This window comes from Rhodoflexus sp. (genome assembly GCF_053489755.1).
The window spans coordinates 33,354-51,093 of sequence record NZ_JBRCHD010000016.1; the positions used below are offsets into that span (position 1 = coordinate 33,354).

The 17,740-nt window shown below is 46.6% G+C and carries 16 protein-coding genes, 1 tRNA gene and 1 pseudogene; 11 read left to right on the top strand and 7 right to left on the bottom strand.

Going from position 1 to position 17,740, the window contains the following annotated elements; translation table 11 throughout:
* The first annotated feature begins 22 nt into the window (after positions 1-22).
* On the top strand, positions 23-364 hold the full coding sequence (locus ACWIP2_RS04070) for a hypothetical protein (protein ID WP_448518626.1): 342 nt from the start codon (positions 23-25) through the stop codon (positions 362-364).
* Positions 365-630: 266 nt separating this feature from the next.
* Here the strand turns inward: ACWIP2_RS04070 and rlmN are convergent, their stop codons facing one another.
* Both rlmN and ACWIP2_RS04080 read right to left on the bottom strand, forming a co-directional pair.
* The gene (gene rlmN, locus ACWIP2_RS04075) at positions 631-1,710 is read right to left on the bottom strand and encodes a 23S rRNA (adenine(2503)-C(2))-methyltransferase RlmN (RefSeq protein WP_448518627.1); all 1,080 of its coding nucleotides are present in this window, start codon (positions 1,708-1,710) and stop codon (positions 631-633) included.
* 55 nt (positions 1,711-1,765) lie between these two features.
* On the bottom strand, positions 1,766-2,215 hold the full coding sequence (locus tag ACWIP2_RS04080) for a hypothetical protein (protein ID WP_448518628.1): 450 nt from the start codon (positions 2,213-2,215) through the stop codon (positions 1,766-1,768).
* 404 nt (positions 2,216-2,619) lie between these two features.
* On the opposite strand from ACWIP2_RS04080, the gene ACWIP2_RS04085 reads away from it, so the two are divergent.
* The 5 genes from ACWIP2_RS04085 to ACWIP2_RS04105 all read left to right on the top strand — a co-directional run bounded on the left by ACWIP2_RS04085 (position 2,620) and on the right by ACWIP2_RS04105 (position 8,534).
* Positions 2,620-3,387: a peptidylprolyl isomerase gene (locus ACWIP2_RS04085; protein WP_448518629.1), complete on the top strand. Its 768-nt coding sequence runs from the start codon at positions 2,620-2,622 to the stop codon at positions 3,385-3,387.
* Complete coding sequence (locus tag ACWIP2_RS04090) at positions 3,387-4,508, top strand: hypothetical protein (protein ID WP_448518630.1); 1,122 nt, start codon at positions 3,387-3,389, stop codon at positions 4,506-4,508. Before ACWIP2_RS04085 ends, ACWIP2_RS04090 begins: the two co-directional genes overlap by 1 nt.
* 27 nt (positions 4,509-4,535) lie before the next feature.
* Entirely contained in the window at positions 4,536-6,089 is a 1,554-nt protein-coding gene (locus ACWIP2_RS04095) for a glycosyltransferase family 87 protein (protein WP_448518631.1), read from the top strand.
* Between the two features lie 158 nt (positions 6,090-6,247).
* Positions 6,248-7,480, top strand: a complete 1,233-nt coding sequence (locus ACWIP2_RS04100) for a hypothetical protein (protein ID WP_448518632.1) — start codon at positions 6,248-6,250, stop codon at positions 7,478-7,480.
* A 397-nt stretch (positions 7,481-7,877) separates the two neighbouring features.
* Positions 7,878-8,534 carry a WG repeat-containing protein gene (locus ACWIP2_RS04105; RefSeq protein WP_448518633.1) on the top strand — a complete coding sequence of 219 codons (657 nt, stop codon included), beginning with the start codon at positions 7,878-7,880 and terminating at the stop codon, positions 8,532-8,534.
* An 80-nt stretch (positions 8,535-8,614) separates the two neighbouring features.
* On the opposite strand, the gene ACWIP2_RS04110 is transcribed toward ACWIP2_RS04105, so the two are convergent.
* From ACWIP2_RS04110 to ACWIP2_RS04120, 3 genes and pseudogenes are all read right to left on the bottom strand, one after another.
* Entirely contained in the window at positions 8,615-9,250 is a 636-nt protein-coding gene (locus ACWIP2_RS04110) for a WG repeat-containing protein (RefSeq protein WP_448518634.1), read from the bottom strand.
* Between the two features lie 21 nt (positions 9,251-9,271).
* Positions 9,272-9,349: pseudogene (locus tag ACWIP2_RS04115) on the bottom strand (WG repeat-containing protein); the annotation flags it as partial.
* The gene (locus ACWIP2_RS04120) at positions 9,313-9,942 is read right to left on the bottom strand and encodes a WG repeat-containing protein (RefSeq protein ID WP_448518635.1); all 630 of its coding nucleotides are present in this window, start codon (positions 9,940-9,942) and stop codon (positions 9,313-9,315) included. The pseudogene ACWIP2_RS04115 and the gene ACWIP2_RS04120, both read right to left, overlap by 37 nt.
* 253 nt (positions 9,943-10,195) lie before the next feature.
* Between ACWIP2_RS04120 and ACWIP2_RS04125 the strand changes: the two genes are divergently transcribed.
* Positions 10,196-11,422, top strand: a complete 1,227-nt coding sequence (locus tag ACWIP2_RS04125) for an MFS transporter (RefSeq protein WP_448518636.1) — start codon at positions 10,196-10,198, stop codon at positions 11,420-11,422.
* A gap of 4 nt (positions 11,423-11,426) precedes the next feature.
* On the opposite strand, the gene ACWIP2_RS04130 is transcribed toward ACWIP2_RS04125, so the two are convergent.
* Entirely contained in the window at positions 11,427-13,055 is a 1,629-nt protein-coding gene (locus tag ACWIP2_RS04130; protein WP_448518637.1) for a SulP family inorganic anion transporter, read from the bottom strand.
* 562 nt (positions 13,056-13,617) lie between these two features.
* Between ACWIP2_RS04130 and ACWIP2_RS04135 the strand changes: the two genes are divergently transcribed.
* On the top strand, positions 13,618-14,931 hold the full coding sequence (locus tag ACWIP2_RS04135) for a dicarboxylate/amino acid:cation symporter (protein ID WP_448518638.1): 1,314 nt from the start codon (positions 13,618-13,620) through the stop codon (positions 14,929-14,931).
* Positions 14,932-14,940: 9 nt separating this feature from the next.
* Complete coding sequence (locus tag ACWIP2_RS04140; protein WP_448518639.1) at positions 14,941-15,951, top strand: ABC transporter ATP-binding protein; 1,011 nt, start codon at positions 14,941-14,943, stop codon at positions 15,949-15,951.
* Here the strand turns inward: ACWIP2_RS04140 and hemW are convergent.
* Complete coding sequence (gene hemW, locus ACWIP2_RS04145; protein ID WP_448518640.1) at positions 15,933-17,087, bottom strand: radical SAM family heme chaperone HemW; 1,155 nt, start codon at positions 17,085-17,087, stop codon at positions 15,933-15,935. The genes ACWIP2_RS04140 and hemW overlap by 19 nt on opposite strands.
* 77 nt (positions 17,088-17,164) lie before the next feature.
* On the opposite strand from hemW, the gene ACWIP2_RS04150 reads away from it, so the two are divergent.
* Together ACWIP2_RS04150 and ACWIP2_RS04155 are read left to right on the top strand one after the other, a co-directional pair.
* A tRNA-Arg gene (locus ACWIP2_RS04150) sits at positions 17,165-17,238 on the top strand.
* 83 nt (positions 17,239-17,321) lie between these two features.
* Positions 17,322-17,690 (top strand): hypothetical protein, encoded by a 369-nt coding sequence (locus ACWIP2_RS04155; RefSeq protein WP_448518641.1) that lies wholly within the window; start codon positions 17,322-17,324, stop codon positions 17,688-17,690.
* Positions 17,691-17,740: the final 50 nt, after the last annotated feature.

Genomic DNA, 17,740 nt, shown 5'->3' on the forward strand with positions numbered 1-17,740 from the left:
ACACCAACCGTTTTTTGTGTACATGCAATCCGTGAAAGCATTGATCATCGGGCTTTTGTGCCTGCCTTTCCTTAGTTTCGCACAGCCGCGACCAATGGGTTTTATCGCGCAGGATTCGCTGCTACAGTTGTATTACACCCCAAAAATTACTTGGGCAGATTCTATTGTGCAAGTAATCAGACAGCAGGCAACGGGGCATACCTCAGATGCTATCTATAGGCAAATCAAAGCGTTGCAATATAAAACTCAGACAGCCAATACCCCTCCTACCCCATCGCCTACGGCACACAGCGCAACTATTGCAGAAGAAATTCCCCCGAAAAAGAAGCCGCGCAAGAATAAAGAGGGCACCGGCAAAAAGTAGCCTTCAATGCACATTACTACCTGACCCGCTGCAACTTGCGCGCAATCGAGTCGGCGAGTGGTAGCTGCCTATCGGCGGGTAAGACTGTCCACGTATAGGTTTCACATTTGGAAAACTGCAATCCAATGCCAAAGGCTGATCGGGACGCGTAGCGCAGGAACGCACTGCTGCAACGAAGCAAAACATCTGCCCAACTCTCTCCGAGATGGATATTGGTACAATTAGATCAGGTGTGTAGCATCGGAAAGTAGCATTTATAGTCGCACTTACTTATTCCTGATAGCTAACTGCCCGCAGGCTGCATCAATATCTTTACCACGGCTGCGGCGCACATTGACAACTACACCGCGTTTTTCCAGATAGGCAGCAAATTTTTCCAGCGTTTGCGGATCGGTATTTGCGTACTGTGCCTCAGAAATCGGGTTATATTCGATAATATTGACTTTTACAGGGACGTGCTTTGTGAACCGATACAACTCTTCGGCATCCTGCAAGGTATCGTTGAACTTATAAAAAACGATATATTCAAACGTAATATCGCCTTTGGTTTTGGCATAAAAATATTTCAGCGCATCGCGAAGGGCTATCAGGCTATTGCTCTCATTAATCGGCATGATCTGATTGCGCTTTTCATCGTTGGCTGCATGAAGGGAAAGCGCAAGATTAAATTTTACCTTATCATCGCCTAATTTGCGGATCATTTTGGCGATGCCTGCCGTAGAAACTGTGATGCGCTTAGCCGACCAGCCCAGTCCCTCAGGCGAAGTAATCAGGCGAATGGATTCCAGTACGTTGGCATAATTCAGCAGCGGCTCGCCCATGCCCATATAGACAATATTGGTGAGCGGCATGTTGTAATTTTGCTTTGCCAATCGGTCAATCAAAACTACCTGATCGTAGATTTCTGCAGCGTCGAGGTTGCGCAACCTGTCCATGTAGCCGGTTGCGCAGAACTTGCAGGTCAGCGAACAACCTACCTGCGAAGATACGCAGGCGGTCATCCGCGTTTCTGTCGGGATGAGTACGCCCTCTACCAGATGTTTGTCGTGCAGTTGCAGCCCAAGTTTGATCGTACCGTCGTTGCTTTTTTGTTGCTGAGCAATCGTTACAGGCAAAATATCAAACTGTTCGGATAGTTGCTCGCGCAGGGCTTGTGGCAAATTGCTCATCTGTGTCAGATCTGTTACCGACTTTTTCCAGAGCCATTCCTGAATTTGTTTGGCACGAAAAGCAGGTTGCCCTCGTTCAGACATAAAAGCCTGCAAATCGGCAACTGTTGTTTTGCGCAGATCTTTTTTTGTATTGCTTGCGGGTGCAGTTATTTTGGGCTTGACAGACATCTCCATGCTGCAAAGTTCGCATATTTACCGCAGAGAAGCAACCAATCTAATTTCCTGATTATCAAATCATTTGTTTCTCCAGCCAAGCGAGTGCGGCTGTCTGGTCTTCAAAGACTTTTTGACGGGCATCTATCAGGTGCGCATTGGGCATCTGCATAATAGTATGAGCAGCACCCTGGATGTACTCCTCCATACTGATGCGATTGAAGGGATCTGTGGATATGATCAGTGCCCCGCGGAAACGTCCTACTTTGATATACAAGGGAATCATCTCTCGGTTGAACCACTCAATCGCACTTAGCGATACGGCTTCCGATTCGCTGAAATCTGTAAGAAAAGCAAGTTGCGGCTCGTGTTTCCGCATTTCTACGAAAAACTCATAGGCTTTTCGGTGAAACTCCATGAATTCTTCATCTGTGTTATATCCTTTGTAAGTAAGTTTTAAACACGGCGGGTACGCCAAGCGAGTAAGCGTAATACCAGCCACTCTCAGCAGAACTTCGCTGTTCATCGTCATCGTCATTTTCATATTCGTTTATACCATAAGCCTTTGTAGCAATATAGTAAAATGAAAGAAAGTGCGCAAATATTACGTTATTTCCCATCCGATACTATCCCAAAATAGGTGTAAGCAATCAGTCCGCTGAACAGGTTAACAAACATACCTATTAGCGACCGATGCTGACTATCAGGCTATTCGTGCATAATTCGCGTTAAATGATAAAATCCGCGATAGGCTATAAAGATAGCAGTCCTACGAAGCTTTCCTGACAAAAGCCGTTAGGCTTGTTATCTTTGTAGCATGACAACATCTTTTTTATTGACCAAATGCCGTAGTCATAACATCTGTAAATTTAGCATACTGCGAAGTTGAATTCATTGTAGTATAAGTTTGATCGCAAAAAACGATTTCCCATGAACCGAATACTTTATTCCTTAGCCCTGCTTTGTCTGTTGGCTGCCTGCGAGAGCAAAGCCCCCGCAGAACGTCGCGCCCTTGCCCAACAGCAAGGTAAAACCGACTTAAAACAGCCCCAAAAGCCTGCTTTTCCTGAACTCAGCGAGGAAAACGTGGTGGAAGAATTAATGCGTTATGGTGCAGAAAACCCTGAAAATGAGGTAGAAATACAAACTCCGCTGGGAAATATCCGCCTGCGGCTCTACGAGGATACACCGCTGCATCGCGCCAATTTCATCCGCCTTGCCAAAATGGGCTATTTCGATAAAACCGAATTTTACCGCGTCATCAAAGGCTTTATGATTCAAGGGGGCGGCTCGGAGCGTCCTGTGATGAACATTGGCAAATATACGATTCCTTCAGAAATCAACGGCAAGTATCTGCACGAGCGCGGCGCACTGGCAATGGCACGCGAGTACAAAGACAACCCCGACAAGCGCTCTGCTTCCCACGATTTTTATATTGTGCAGGGCGCGCGCTATACCGCCGCTGAATTGGATGCCACAGCCAAACAAAATAATTTCAAAGTAAGCCCTGCACAGCGTACAACTTATGCCAAAGTACCCGGTGCTCCACATCTGGACGGCGAGCATACTGTTTTTGGCCAAGTCATCAGCGGGATGGACGTAGTAGATAAAATCGCAGCCCTCGAAACCGATGAGGGCTACTGGCCTTTGCAGGATGTCCCTATAAAAGTTGTAATTTTAAAAAAAAATAGCGTCTAATGCCACGTAAATATCAAAAGACCAAGCCTGTTGCTGACGAATCACAGGCAAACTCCTGTGAAATCGTTTTAAGTATTCAGCCCGATAACGACAAGGGATTAAACGCCACACAGCGCGAGTTTAACCGTTTGGTGCAATCCATTGAGCAAAATAAGCGCGAAATGGAGCGGGTAAAAGCTGTTGTAGAGAAAGCAAGAGATAAATTCCGCACTGAATTTGCACCGCTCTTTGCAGAGTTGAAAGAAAAACAGTTAGCATGGTTGCGGCGCTTAGACGAAGTGCACGACACGATGTCGCTCACTAAGGGACAAAAGAAAACGCTGGCAGCCTTCATTCTCAGCGAGGCAGACCAATTGTCCGAAACACTGGACGATGAGTTTGTAGATTCGTTGTTGGAAAAATACGAAACCGAAGAGGACATCGCCTTCCGCAAAGAGCGGGAAAAGATAGCCAATGAGATATTCGAGCAAATGTTTGGCTTCAATCCCGATGCGGAAGACGCAGAAGAAAAAGTAGAGGCATTTTTTGAGCGGATGCACGAGCGCATGAATCAGAACTCACAGGGTAAGCACTGGAATGAACCTGAACACGAGAAAGGAAACAAAAAGGAAACAGCTCGCGAAAAGCGCATAAAAGAAAAGGCACAAATGGAAGCCAAAGATGTACGCAATATATACACTTCGCTGGTCAAAGCGCTACACCCCGATTTGGAACAAGATCCGCAACTGCGCGAACAAAAAACCGAGTTGATGAAAAAAGTAACACAGGCATACGAGCGCAACGACCTCTACGAACTCATGCGCCTGCAACTGGAACACAATGCACAGGGAATGGACAAAATGGCTGCGGTGGTGGAAGAGCAACTGAAACGCTATTGTAACATACTGCGCAAGCAACTCAGCCAAATGCAGATGGAGTTTTGGTCATATACGCAACGCAGCGAAGACGCGCCAATTATTAGGGATTTTCTGACCTATAAATACGATTTCAGCGCTGCTAAATTCCGCAACCGCAAAAAAAAATTGATGGAAGACATCAACCGCACGCAGATGTACATAGACGAGTTGCGCAATAAAGAATCTGTCGTCAATTTCCTGAAAATTGTGAAACAAAGTTCATAGCACAGATGCTATTAAAACCAACCATCCATGTGGAATAAGCAACAACTCTGGATAGCTACTACCCTACTGGCGTTTATTTATTTTGCCTACTCATTTAGCGCAAATGGCTTTTATCAACAGGACGAGGCGGCACATTTCCTTTCGATGCGCGGCTTTTGGTTCAGCCCCCACTCGATCTTGAGCAACTGGGCAAAGCCGGGCTATAAACTCATCTACGCGCTGCCTGCATTGGCAGGCGCAACTTTTGTAACCTTTTTCAACTGCACAGTAGCAGCCCTGACGGCTTTCATGGCTTATCGGATTGCCGAACAATTGGGCAGTAAAATACCGGCGCTGGCTTTTGTGGCACTTGCCTTGCAGCCGCTGTGGTTCAATCTGGCATTCCGCAACTATTCTGAAATAATTACTGCCCTGCTGCTAACGCTGAGTGTGTGGATGCACCTACGGCAACAGTGGATTTTTGCAGCACTTGCTCTTAGCTATGCGGCATTTATCAGACAGGAATTGTATCCCTTCGTTGGCTTGTATTTCCTTTGGCTGGGCTACCGCAAACAGTGGATAGCGGCTTTGCTGCTTGGCACGTTCCCGTTGCTGCAAAATGTGTGGGGCTGGGCCGTCAGCGGCGATCCGCTCTATCTGATTAACCAGATCCTCAAGTCGAGCGGAGAGATTGGCGGAGCATATCCCCGCAAGGGCTTCAATCACTATTTCCTGATGTCTATCACCATCTATGGCGCTCCTGTCGTACTGGCAGCCCTTGTCTATCTGACTATGACCATCGCCAGCGTGCGCGGCAATATGGACAATTTGTTCAAAAAACCCGACGTAGTTGTTTGGTTGGTTTTTGTACTCTATTTCCTGATGTACAGCGTGTTCAACTGGCAGGCAGTCGAAATCGGACCTTCGGGCGGTGGCAATCTGCGCTACTTATTAGTTATTTCACCGCTGGGGGCTGTTATGACAGCTTTCGCTGTGGAATGGTGGGAAGAGTTCCAGCCTAAAAACCTGCTCTTGTATGCGATGGGCGGCTTGGCGGTGCTTGTAGCCTTGTTTATGAGCTATGAACATAACTACGTTGTTTTCACCGAAGAGCGCGACTGGCGACCTTTCGTGCTGGTTATGTTGGGTATCCTGATCCTGCTTTTTCCGCTAAAAAAGGAGCAAAAATGGATGGCTTTCAGTGGATTAATATTGCTTTCTGCCTTAGTTACCGTGCGCCCGATCAAACTTTCGGGCGAGGATGCTGCCTGCCAGCGACTGGCGGCATGGTACAGCAACTACGAGCAAAGCAACGGCGAGCCACCTGCACTCTACCTGCACCACGATATGTTCTATTATTACTTGGGCAGAACGCGCTATGAGTTCAACACACGCCCGCAGTTTATCACCGACGAAAACGTGAAAGCCGCCCCTAAAGGAAGCCTCATCATTTGGGACTCGCACTATTCCTACCGCCCTGAACTGCGAAAAGAAAGCCTTACCTACGATTACTTTACAAGTAAGCCCGACCAATACGAAATTGTTCACGAAGTCATCAGCGACGATCAGACTTTCGGTGCGCTGGTTTTCCGCAAGCGATAGCAGAGACTATCAAAAGTGTCTTGGCGGTTACATAAAGGTAGTTTTCATCATTTGAAAAATTTGGTCATTATTTAGAAAAATAAAATATGCTGTAAATAGTTATTATTGCGATAGGTACTTGAAACCGCCCTCTGGTAGGCAATTTCAATCAGTAACATATGCAACGATATTTCTTTACCCTATTGATTTTTTCAGTATTTGCATTTGTTGAAACAGTAAAAGGACAGCAGATCGTTCGCGAGTTTCCTTATGCCGGTACTACCTATCGCTATAGAATTGTGCCTATACAGGACAGTTCGGCCTACAGCCTTGAGATTCAGGCATTAAAAAGCCGCGACAAAGGTACTATCGTTCACAAAGGGCGCATAGCAGCCGTATTCAATCATCCACGGCGCTGGCGCATCATCATCTACGCTGCACAAAAGAAAAAAAGCGGCTGGACAACCCAACAAGACAGCTACTTAGAAACTACCTTCGACTTGCAACAGAAAACCGTATCGCATTTTGACAACGGCGCATTAGTAGATGCGGTAGAGCAGCAACTAACCGATAACTTCTCCGCGGAGTGGGCACAAGCCAGCAGCCATATGGCACTCGCTACGACAGTAGAGTATTTTATCATCAACTACAACCGTGCGCTGGGCAAACACGACGAAGGCGAAGAGCTTGAAACCGAAGAGGCGATTATGCTCGAGCAAATGATGGCAGAGCGACAAGCCGAACGCGATCGTCAGATTGCGGCAGTGCTTGAACAGCGGCAACAGAAAGCCGATTCGCTTGCTCAGGCAGTAGCGGCAGCCACTACACCCGATGTCGTAGTCAATCCTCCCGATTCGCTGATGAGTTTAACGCTTGCCGATACTTCATCGGCAGCAACAGATTCTCTGGCGCTTGCTGCTATTCCGACAGCGCCGCAGCTCCGATTGGAGGGCAATTTTGAACTGCCTTTTATAAGCCAGTTGCCTGTAGATGACAAAGTGTTTTTCGTGGAAGCGCGTATAGATGAACTGAATCGGATAGAGTTGCGCCTGCGCAAATACGACGCGGACAGCAACCGCAACGAACTCGTGTATGTCAGCTACCTCCGCATCAAAGACAGCACCGATGTAAGCGGCAAATACAACGTACTGATCCATCTGGCAGAAAACAACGGCTATGAGTGGAAGACCTATCCGGGTAGCTATTTGGAATGCTCGTTGGACATTGAGCAACGCAAGATGTGTTACCGCACAGTCGGCAAATTAGCCAACCTCCTGCGCAGCCCCGACAACCGCCAGTCGGAGGAGGAACTCACAGCAGATGCCACAGTGCTCAACAAGCAGGATGTTCTGCTGGCAGCGGCGCGTTTTTTCATCAAAGAATGCCCGAAGGTGTTGGTGGGCGCGAATTGAGGTGTGCTATATTGGATTTAACAGTCTAATTATGTTGTAAAAAATATAGGCGTAACATCGAAGTCCCTCAAAACTCAGGTGGCGGATGCCGAAAAGCCGATAGAGTAGGTTTGTCATATCCAATTTAAATACTTATGAAAAAGTTACTTCTCAATTTACTTCTTCTATTCAACGCTTTCCATTCACTTGCTCAAAATATTAGAGTTTTTGGAATTTAATATACTGATAATCACTTACTTGAATATTTTGATTTGTAATTATATAAGCCTGCACTTAGTTGAAAATTCTCAAGAATCTGTTCTCTTTGCTGAAAGCGACCGTTCCACGTCGGTTCTGATTTGATTGATAAAAAAGCGCTTACAGCCAGCTAAAGCATTTTCTACACGTACTCTACGGCTTGGCATTAGTAAGAATAAAAGTAAAAAAGGGATTTGAGTTTGCCTTCATTGATAAATCTGGCAATGAAGTTTTTGGCAGATTTGACTATTTGTATCCCTTTCAGGATGGATTAGCGCTGACTCTAAAAAATGGTATCTACAAACTCATCGATAGAAATGGAAAAGAATCTCTTCAGTCTGTAACTTCTGCATATAAAATCATTGGGCGTTATGGAAGTGGACTTATCCCTTTTCAACAGGATGATCTGTGGGGATTTGTAGATTTAAATCGGGTAGTCAAAATACCACCAAAATGGATCGGACTGACAGGAGATGAAAAAGGATTTGTAGATGGATTGTGCTTTGTACGCATCGATCCAGGTATGGGACACGCAGAAGATATTCAATGGACTGCAATAGATGTTTTTGGAGAAGAGGTAATGATTTTTAACACAGGTGTCCTTCTGACTATCACAAAAGATGGTTTGATACGAACTAAATTTACAAGGGAAGGTCCGTATATATACATAGATTTGAAGGGTAATCAATACCTAAAAAGAAAGGTATATGTCTCAGATAACAGTAGCAGGAATAGCTCTGTAAGTTATGGTCCACCTCCCCCTATGTATAAGTATAATCCCCCAAGCCCTCAATCGCGGACGCTTTCGCCCAGATGATTGGCTGTCTGAATAGTTTTCCTGTACAATAGCAGCCTCCTGTACATAGTAGATGATTCATTCTAGCATAATTGATTGGGTTAAAGCCTCACTGTGTGATAATCCTCATAATACTCTATGCCCTCGCAGCTGATATAGAACCACTTGCCGTTCTTTTTTGCCCATTCCATGCCATTGTGAAAGAAACCACGATAAGAACTCTCTCCAATATAGTCATATTCACAGGGAATAACCGATTCCCCTCTGGTATTAATAAAGCCATATTTTTTGTTTTCTTTCACCTTTGCTACGCCCTTGCTAAAAAATCCTGCCCACTCATACTTAAAGGGAATGGCTTTGCGACCGCCGCGGTTGATATAGCCGTACCTGTTGCGATCTTTCACCACTGCCAGACCTTCGCAGAAACTACCCACTTCATCGTACTTGAAGGGAATGACCAATTTACCATTGCGATTGATGAAGCCCCAAGCCACCAAACCCCACTTATCCTTTCCTTGCACTGCTGCCAAACCCTGACTGAACGCCGATACGTCATCATAATCGCAGGGAATTGCCAACTGACCGCTACGGTTGACAAAGCCGTATTTGCCGTTCTTTTCTACCTCTAATAGGTCTTCATCAAAAGAACCGGATACCCAGTCGTATTCGCAGGGAACAACCAACTGACCGCTGTAATTAATCAAGCCATCTTTGCGATTAACCGTTACCTCTGCCAATCCTTCGTAGAAAGATGATGCTTCATCGTATTCAAAGGGGATTACTAATTGGTCGTTACGGTCTATGAATCCGTATTTTTTATTTTTTTTTTGACATATGCCAAACCTTCGTCAAATGATCCTGCCACATCGTATTTGCAAGGGATTACTATCTGCCCGCTGTGGTTGATGTAGCCATCTTTGCCGTCCTTTTGTACCGATGCCAATCCCTCATTAAAACCATATGCGTTCTCATATATGCAGGGAATGACCAACTGTCCGTTCAGGTCTATATAGCCGTGTTTGCCGTTCTTTTCAACCCCTGCCAAACCCTCGCTGAAATAAGATATATCATCATACTCACAGGGCGCTACTAATTGTCCATTGTAATCTATCAATCCATACTTCCTATCCTTGGTTACTTTGATGACTGTTGCCAACTCTTCACTAAAATGTGTTGCCGACATATACTCGCAGGGTATTACCAACTTGCCACTTGCGTCAATAAATCCCCAGTATTCACCCTTTTTTACCCTTGCCAAACCTTGGTGGAACAGCTTTACCTCATCGTATATGCAGGGAATAATGATTTCCTTCTGCGGATTACAAAAGCCGTATTTCTCACCTTTGAGGTAGGGAATCAAGTCGGGCAGATGGGGATTGTAGGCGTGGGCTTTCTTTTTCAAAAACCTTTTTACAGTATTGAGAATCATAGCGTTGTTTTTCGTAGCCTACGAGCTAATTTCTAACTTCCGCAATCTTATACTAAAATGAACTTAACCTCAGTGCTCTCCGCGTAAAACTCGGCGTTCTTTGCAGTAAAAAAGGCTCTATCACAAAGAACGCAATGATTTTTTGCAAAGTCCGCAAAGAAGTATTACCTGTTGTAAGACTCATAATGGTATAATAATACCAAAAAATTTTATCTTTCGGCAAAACAACTTCACTCGCAAATACAAAGTAAGTATGAATCAAAACATCAACAGGGATCGCTTGTTTCTGGCAAGCTGTTTAGCGCTGATTACTACAGCTATGGCCTTTGCTATCCGTGCAGGCATTATGAACGACCTAACCGAAACACTGGGACTATCGGATACAGAAAAAGGCTGGATCAATCAAATGGCATTTCTGGGTTTCCCTATTGCCACAATGATCGGCGGCCCGCTGTACAACAGTCTCGGGCCTAAGAAGTTGGGCTTCATCGCCTTTTTCGGACACCTGCTAGGCATTACTTTTACACTTCTTTCGGGTAGCTTCTGGCCTTTGTTTCTCTCCACTTTCCTGATCGGTTTTGCTAACGGCATGGTAGAAGCAGCGTTTAACCCGCTGATTGCCAACATGTACGATGAAAATAAAACAACCATGCTCAACCGCTTCCACGTGTGGTTTCCGGGCGGGATTGTCATAGGCTCGCTAATCGCTTTTGTACTGACGCAAATGGCGATGCCTTGGCAGGTAAAAATTGCGACTATGTACGTGCCTGCACTGATCTACGGCTTCCTGTTTTTCGGGCAGCAGTTTCCTGAACAGACGGGCAGGGCTATTTCCTCTTCTAATGCTGAAAATTTCAAAGCCATCTTCACTTCGCCGCTATTTTGGTTTATGATGGTTTGTATGACGATGACCGCAACAACAGAACTTGGTACGCAACAATGGGTAGAGCGCATTTTGGGCAACTCAGGCGCAGAACCACTGCTGGTACTTGCATTGGTAACAGGGCTGATGGCGGTAGGACGCTTTTTTGCAGGCCCCGTGGTGCATCGCCTCAACATTACAGGCGTTCTTTTAGCCTCCGCTATCATTTCGGCTATCGCTATTTACCTGATGAGTGCTGCCACCGGCGCAATGGTGTACGTCTATGCCGTACTTTTTGCCGTAGGCGTATGCTATTTCTGGCCTAACATGATTTCGTTTGTTGCTGAATATATGCCCAAAACAGGCGCACTTGGCATGTCGCTAATTGGTGGTGCAGGAATGTTTGGTGCGTCTATTTTCCAACCAATCATCGGCAGATGGTTAGATGAGAACCGCATTGAGGCAGCTAAAAGCGGTGTATCGGCAGCAGACGTAGATCTGGTTGCAGGACAGGCAACGCTAGCAAATATCGCCATTATCCCAACGATCCTGATTGTTGCTTTTGGCTTCCTGTTTTTCATGATGCGCAACAAAAAGCCCGCAGGAAGCGGGCATTAATCACTCAGTCTTGCGCATAAACACGCTTACGCCCCGCCAGCGGATGCTCAGAAAAGGGGCGGTGATGTTCCAATCCATTGATAGTAACGCTGCCCCCGTTGCGTTCATACTCGTGTGCAAAATTCTGGATGCGCTCCATAAAAGTGTGGTCAATAATGGATGCTTCCAAAAAATTCAGCACCAACTTTTTACCTGCAGGTATTTTTGCAAGTAGTTTCCTGAAGATCAAATAGTTGGAAAAAAGGGCTGCATCCTGAAATCTAACAGTTACTACCTGTCCATCTGTTGCTGAAGTTATAAGCGAAGCCCGAAAGAACGAACGGAGCTTTGCACCCTGACCAAGCAAAACCAGCATTTTTACCACAATACCGGCCAATACGCCTAATAGCAGATCTGTAGCCAACGTTACTATAATCGTTACTACAAAAATCAGCAGTTGTTCCTTGCCTATTTTCCATGCGTGATAGAAATGTTGCGGCGCAGCCAGTTTATAGCCTGTATATACCAGCATAGCCGCCAGCGCAGCTAAGGGAATCCTGTGAATCAGTCCGGGCAGCAAAGCCACAAAAAGCAGCAAAAACAAGCCATGAAACCAGTTGGCCCAACGGGTTTTTGCGCCGTTATTCACATTGGCAGAACTGCGTACAACCTCGGCAATCATCGGTAAGCCACCGATCATTCCACAAATTACATTGCCTACGCCAACGGCAAACAAATCTTTATTAGCATCAGATTTACGCTTGTAAGGGTCTAAATGATCTATCGCCTCGACAGTCAGTAGCGACTCTAAGCTACCTACCAGCGCAAACATGATAACATACTGTAAGGCTGTAGCAGTCAAAATCTGCGAAAAATCGGGGAAAGTGATGCCGCTAAGTAAATTTTCGGGCAGATTGACCAGAAAATCTCTACCGATGTGATAACTGCGCCCGCTAAACACATAGTCGTGTTCGCGGTCGAGATCGAAAAAATACCCTGCGGGTATAGCAAAAAGGATGACTACTAAAGGCGCAGGAATTTTGCGGACAAACTGATTTTTGATCTGCGGCAACAGCACCAGTAGCAACAGACTCATTAGTCCAATGAAAGCAATTTCTGGATTTAGCTCCAATAAACTCCGCGGAATTTCTTCCAGTAGCGCCAGCGGCTCTTTTGCAGCAGGTTTCACGCCCAGCAATACGTGTACTTGTTTGCTGATGATAATAATGCCGATAGCGGCAAGCATCCCATGAACAGCAGAAGCAGGAAAAAACTCGCCCAGCGCACCTGCTTTGAGGACTCCGAACAATACTTGCAATACGCCCGCCACGACAATGATAGCCAGCGTAAACCTGTAACCTGCCAGCATGTCGCCTTGTCCGAAGGTTTCCACAGCCCCAATGGCAATTGCAATCAGCCCGGCAGCAGGCCCTTTTATGGTCAGATGCGAGCCGGCAAATAACCCGACAATCAGCCCACCGACGATAGCAGTCAGTACACCTGCCAAGGGTGGGAATCCGCTGGCAAGGGCAATCCCCAGCGAAAGCGGCAAAGCGATCAGAAAAACTAAAAAGCCTGCAACGGCATCTGTTCGATAATATTTGGAAAGTCCCGCCCATCCATCGGCAGGCGGTTGAATTTTATGAATTTGCATAGATGATGTGTTTGATAGAAGTTTAGATAAGACAGTTTGAGGCACGCCTCTTGATGACTACCCTAACCCCAAACTATAAACGCCAATTGCAAAAAATAAGAAAGCGCCTGCAAATGTGTGCAGCGCTTGTATGAATTTTAGGCGCGGATTGGATGCTTGCAGCTAAGCAGTCGTACCTATTGCCGGGAGGTGCAGCAAAGTGCGTACGTCCTTTGCAATTATCCTCTGTGCATTCCTCGACTTCTTCGACTGCTTCCTGCCGGTAGTTCGATTCAACGGCCGGCGAAACAACTACCCGGTCAGTACTGGTGTGCAAAGGTGCGGTTGTGATCTCACAAATCCCTCCAAGCGTAGGCACAGGAGAGCTGTCAGCAAATCTGAAGGCAAACAGCAGCATTACAACTGCAAAAAATGCAAAGTGCCTGAAGAAAAACATATCAATTTTTGAACGCCAAAATATGCGATTTAGTTTCTGATTTCAAAATTTTACTGCCAAATTGCACCTTATTTTCTGTAAAATCCCCACAGATATTGTATGATCCCAAGCAGTAACTCAACCGAAATGAAAACAAAAAAGTTGCCTTTGTATTTGCAAATCCTGATCGGGCTTATATTAGGCTTGTGCTGGGGGCTGGCAAGTGCATGGCTGAAATTCCCCGCTTACCTGACCATAGAATTTATCAAACCGCTGGGAACAATTTTCGTTACGCTGCTGAAAATGATTGCTGTGCCGTTGGTACTGGCCTCATTGATTGTAGGCGTAGCAAGTTTACACGATATTCGCAAACTTTCGCGCATTGGCGGCAAAACGATTGGTATTTATATCGGTACAACCATTGTAGCCATCATCATCGGTTTGTCTATTGCCAACATCGTTAAACCCGGCAAGCGACTGCCCGAAAATACACGCCAGCAGTTGATAAGTGTCTATACAGAAAAAACATCGAGTAGCGTCAGCGCTGTAGAGAAACTCAAGGAGCGCCCGATCTTGCAGCCGCTGATAGATATTTTTCCCGATAATATTACCAGCGCAGCAGCAGACAATACGCGCATGTTGCAGGTTGTCTTTTTTGCCATGATTATGGGCGTAGCGCTGATTAAAATAGCGCCTGATAAACGCGATACACTCGTGGGCTTTTTTGATGCGCTCAATGATGCCATCATCCAAATTGTTGATTTTATCATGCTTTTTGCGCCTGTTGGCGTGTTTGCGCTGGTTGGCGCGCTGATCGTAGAAATAGCGGGCGATGATATTTCTCAAGCTGCCAGCCTGCTGAGCGGACTGGCTTGGTACACAGGTTGTGTGCTGGTTGGTTTATTTATTCACGCATATCTGTTCTATCCTATCTTGTTTCGCTCGATAGCAAAAATCGGCTATATACAGTTTTTTCATGCCATTCGCGCAGCGCAGTTGGTAGGTTTAGGTACCAGTTCGAGCAATGCTACGCTTCCTATTACCATGAAGCGCTGCCAAGAAGCGCTGGGTATGCCCGAAGAAATCACCAGTTTCGTATTGCCAATTGGCGCTACAATCAATATGGATGGCACAAGCCTTTACCAAGGCGTTGCGTCGGTATTTATTGCGCAGGCGCTGGGTATTGACCTCACACTGACCGATCAGCTGATGATTTTGCTAACGGCAACGCTGGCTTCTATCGGCTCGGCAGGTGTACCGGGTGCAGGTATGGTGATGCTGGTGATTGTGCTGGAGGCTATTCAGGTGCCCTCGGCGGGGATTGCACTGATCGTAGCCGTAGATCGGATTTTGGATATGGCCCGTACCGTTGTAAATGTTACGGGCGATGCTACCGTTGCAGCATTAATTACTGCTACCGAAAGTAAATTCGAACCAATCGTTGCCACCGAAGAAAGCTAATACTCGTTCATGCTGCTCAGTTTTTTAGAAATAGAGAAAATTCACAAACAATATCCAGGACAAACCCGGGCAGCGCTGTCGGGCGTATCTTTTACGGCCAATCAAAGTGAAATTATTGCCATCCTCGGCGAAAGCGGTGCAGGTAAAAGCACTTTGCTGCGCATCATGGCGGGTTTGGAAATGCCTGATAGTGGGCATATCTGGTTAGACGGTCGGCCTGTTCCCGATCCTTCGCAAAAGTTAGTGCCCGGCGATCCGCGAATCGCCCTCATCCAGCAAGATTTTGGCTTGTTCAACAAAATGAATGTTGCTGATAATATCGCCTATCCAATTATCTCTCAGCCTCTTGCTCGTCAGCAGGAACGCGTGCGCGAATTGCTGGAACTGGTACGCTTGCCGGGCATAGAAAAGAAACTGCCTGCCCAACTTTCGGGCGGGGAGCGCCAACGGGTAGCCGTTGCACGGGCGCTGGCAGCCAAACCGCGCCTGCTGCTGATGGACGAACCTTTCAGCCAAATGGACTACCCTATGCGTCGCAGTTTGCGCAAAGATTTGAAAAGAATCATCCTGCACGAGCAAACAACCGTTGTGATGGTTACGCACGAGCCGCTCCATGCGCTCGCCGTGGCAGATAAACTGGCTGTAATGCGCAATGGACAGATCCTTCAAATCGGTACTTCGGAAGAAATCTACCGCTATCCGCATACAGCATACGTAGCAATGGCAACAGGCGAGGTAAATGTGCTGCCCGCAGAAGCACTACCGCTTGCTCTCCGCGCTGATTTGAATCATCCAACTGCCAAAGTATGCCTGCGTCCAGAAGATTTGGAACTGGTATCCGAAAAGGAAGCCTTAATGCGAGGCACTGTACTTAGCAGTGAATTTGCCGGAGCTTATCGCTTGGTTTCTGTACTGCTACCCAGCGGATATGAAGTAAAAGTATTGCATACGGGCAAGCCGCCTGTCAGCGGGGCACAAATCGGAGTTATTATCCGGCGCATTCATACGCTCAAATCTTGATCCTCATCGGGAATAAATAATTCCAATGCAATGCTATCCGCAAGCAGCCTGCCTTTATTGGTCAGTATTAGGTACTGATCGCTCAAAACTGCCTGCCTATCAGCAATCAGTTGCTGTAAATAAGCAGCCTGCGCTTGTTGGAGGTCGTAGTCATAGTTCGTTTTCAGCCAGTGCAGATCGCAGCCCCACTGCGTCCTGAGCGAGGTCATCAGGTATTCGTTGATGTGATCGCGGCGGCTGAGCGTCTCTGTATCCGCAGGCAGTTGTCCCGCCCCTATCGCCTTGATATACTGCGCATTATTGGCTACGTTGTAGCTCCGCTGCTGCCCGTTGTAGCTGTGCGCCGAAGGGCCAATGCCAATGTAAGTGCCTTTTTTCCAGTAATTGGAGTTGTGGCGCGAGTAGTGTCCGGGTTTTGCAAAATTGGATATTTCGTAATGCTCAAATCCAGCGGCAGTTAGCGCCTGTGTCATCATTTCAAACTGGCGGGCGGCAAATTCGTCGTCAATCGGGCGCATATTGCCTTTCTTGAGCCAGTTGCCAAATGCCGTCCGCTCTTCTATCGTGAGGCAATAGGCAGAAATATGCCGCACATCGAGCGCGATTGCAGTCTGCAAATCCTTTTCCCAAATCTCGTGTGTAGCTGCAGGTATGGCATAGATCAGATCTATGCTAATATTATCGAAGCCGGCCTGCTGTGCCTTGGCTACACAGCCGAGCGCATCCTCTGCATTGTGCGCCCGATTCATCCACCGCAGGTGCGGTTCGTGGAAACTCTGGATGCCGATACTCAGGCGATTGATGCCAAGGGTGCGCAAATCTCGCAATTTTGCAGCCGTAAGGTCATCCGGGTTGGCCTCCAGCGTAATTTCAGCGCTGTCAGCAATTCCGAAAACTGAGGCTGCTTTGTCTATCAGGCGCTGCAAGTCGGCCACAGGCAAAAGCGAGGGAGTACCTCCGCCGAAGTAAACACTTGCAGCCGGCACGGTGCGCTCTGCTGCCCGCAGTTCTATTTCCTGTAATAAAGCCTCCGTCATGGCTGACACGCCTTTCAGCGAGGTGCTGAAATGAAAATCGCAATAGTGGCAGGCCTGCTTGCAAAAAGGAATGTGGAAGTAGATAGCGGAGGTAATCACCCTGCAAGTTACAAAAAACAGGCGCAAAATTTTGTAAATCCAAAAGGCTAAACTACCTTTGCAGTCCCAAAAATAATGTTTTCGTAGCTTAATTGGATAGAGCATCTGACTACGGATCAGAAGGTTGCAGGTTCGAGTCCTGCCGAGAACACGCTAAACCATTCTGAACTATCAGAATGGTTTTTTTGTTAACCTTACAGTAGATTTGTTTTTTATTTGCGTAATTCGCGCAATATGCATACAAAGATCGAACGTTGGGTAATGCTTGTTGGCATAGTGGTGCTACTGATGAGTAGCAGAACCCCTACAACATACTGTTGCACCTTACAGGAATTTCTCAACGGGTCGGTTATTTCTCTTGCTGCTTCCAAAGCATCCCACCAACTTGCGCAGGCAATTGCAATGCCTGAGGGCTGTGCAGAAGAAGTTACTGCAAATGCGCCTATAACATCGGAAAATCCCCTGCCCAAAACACTCGCTTCCGATGCTTTTAGATTACTTCAACATTTGCAGGTAGCTTTAGGTCAGGTCAGTACAGATCCTTTGCAGACCCGGCAGCCTTTCAGGGCGCTTTTCCTGATTTATTGCAACTGGAGGTTGTAAATAAAATAAATAGATAGCAAATCAAACAAAGGCACTGCACCCTATCAGGT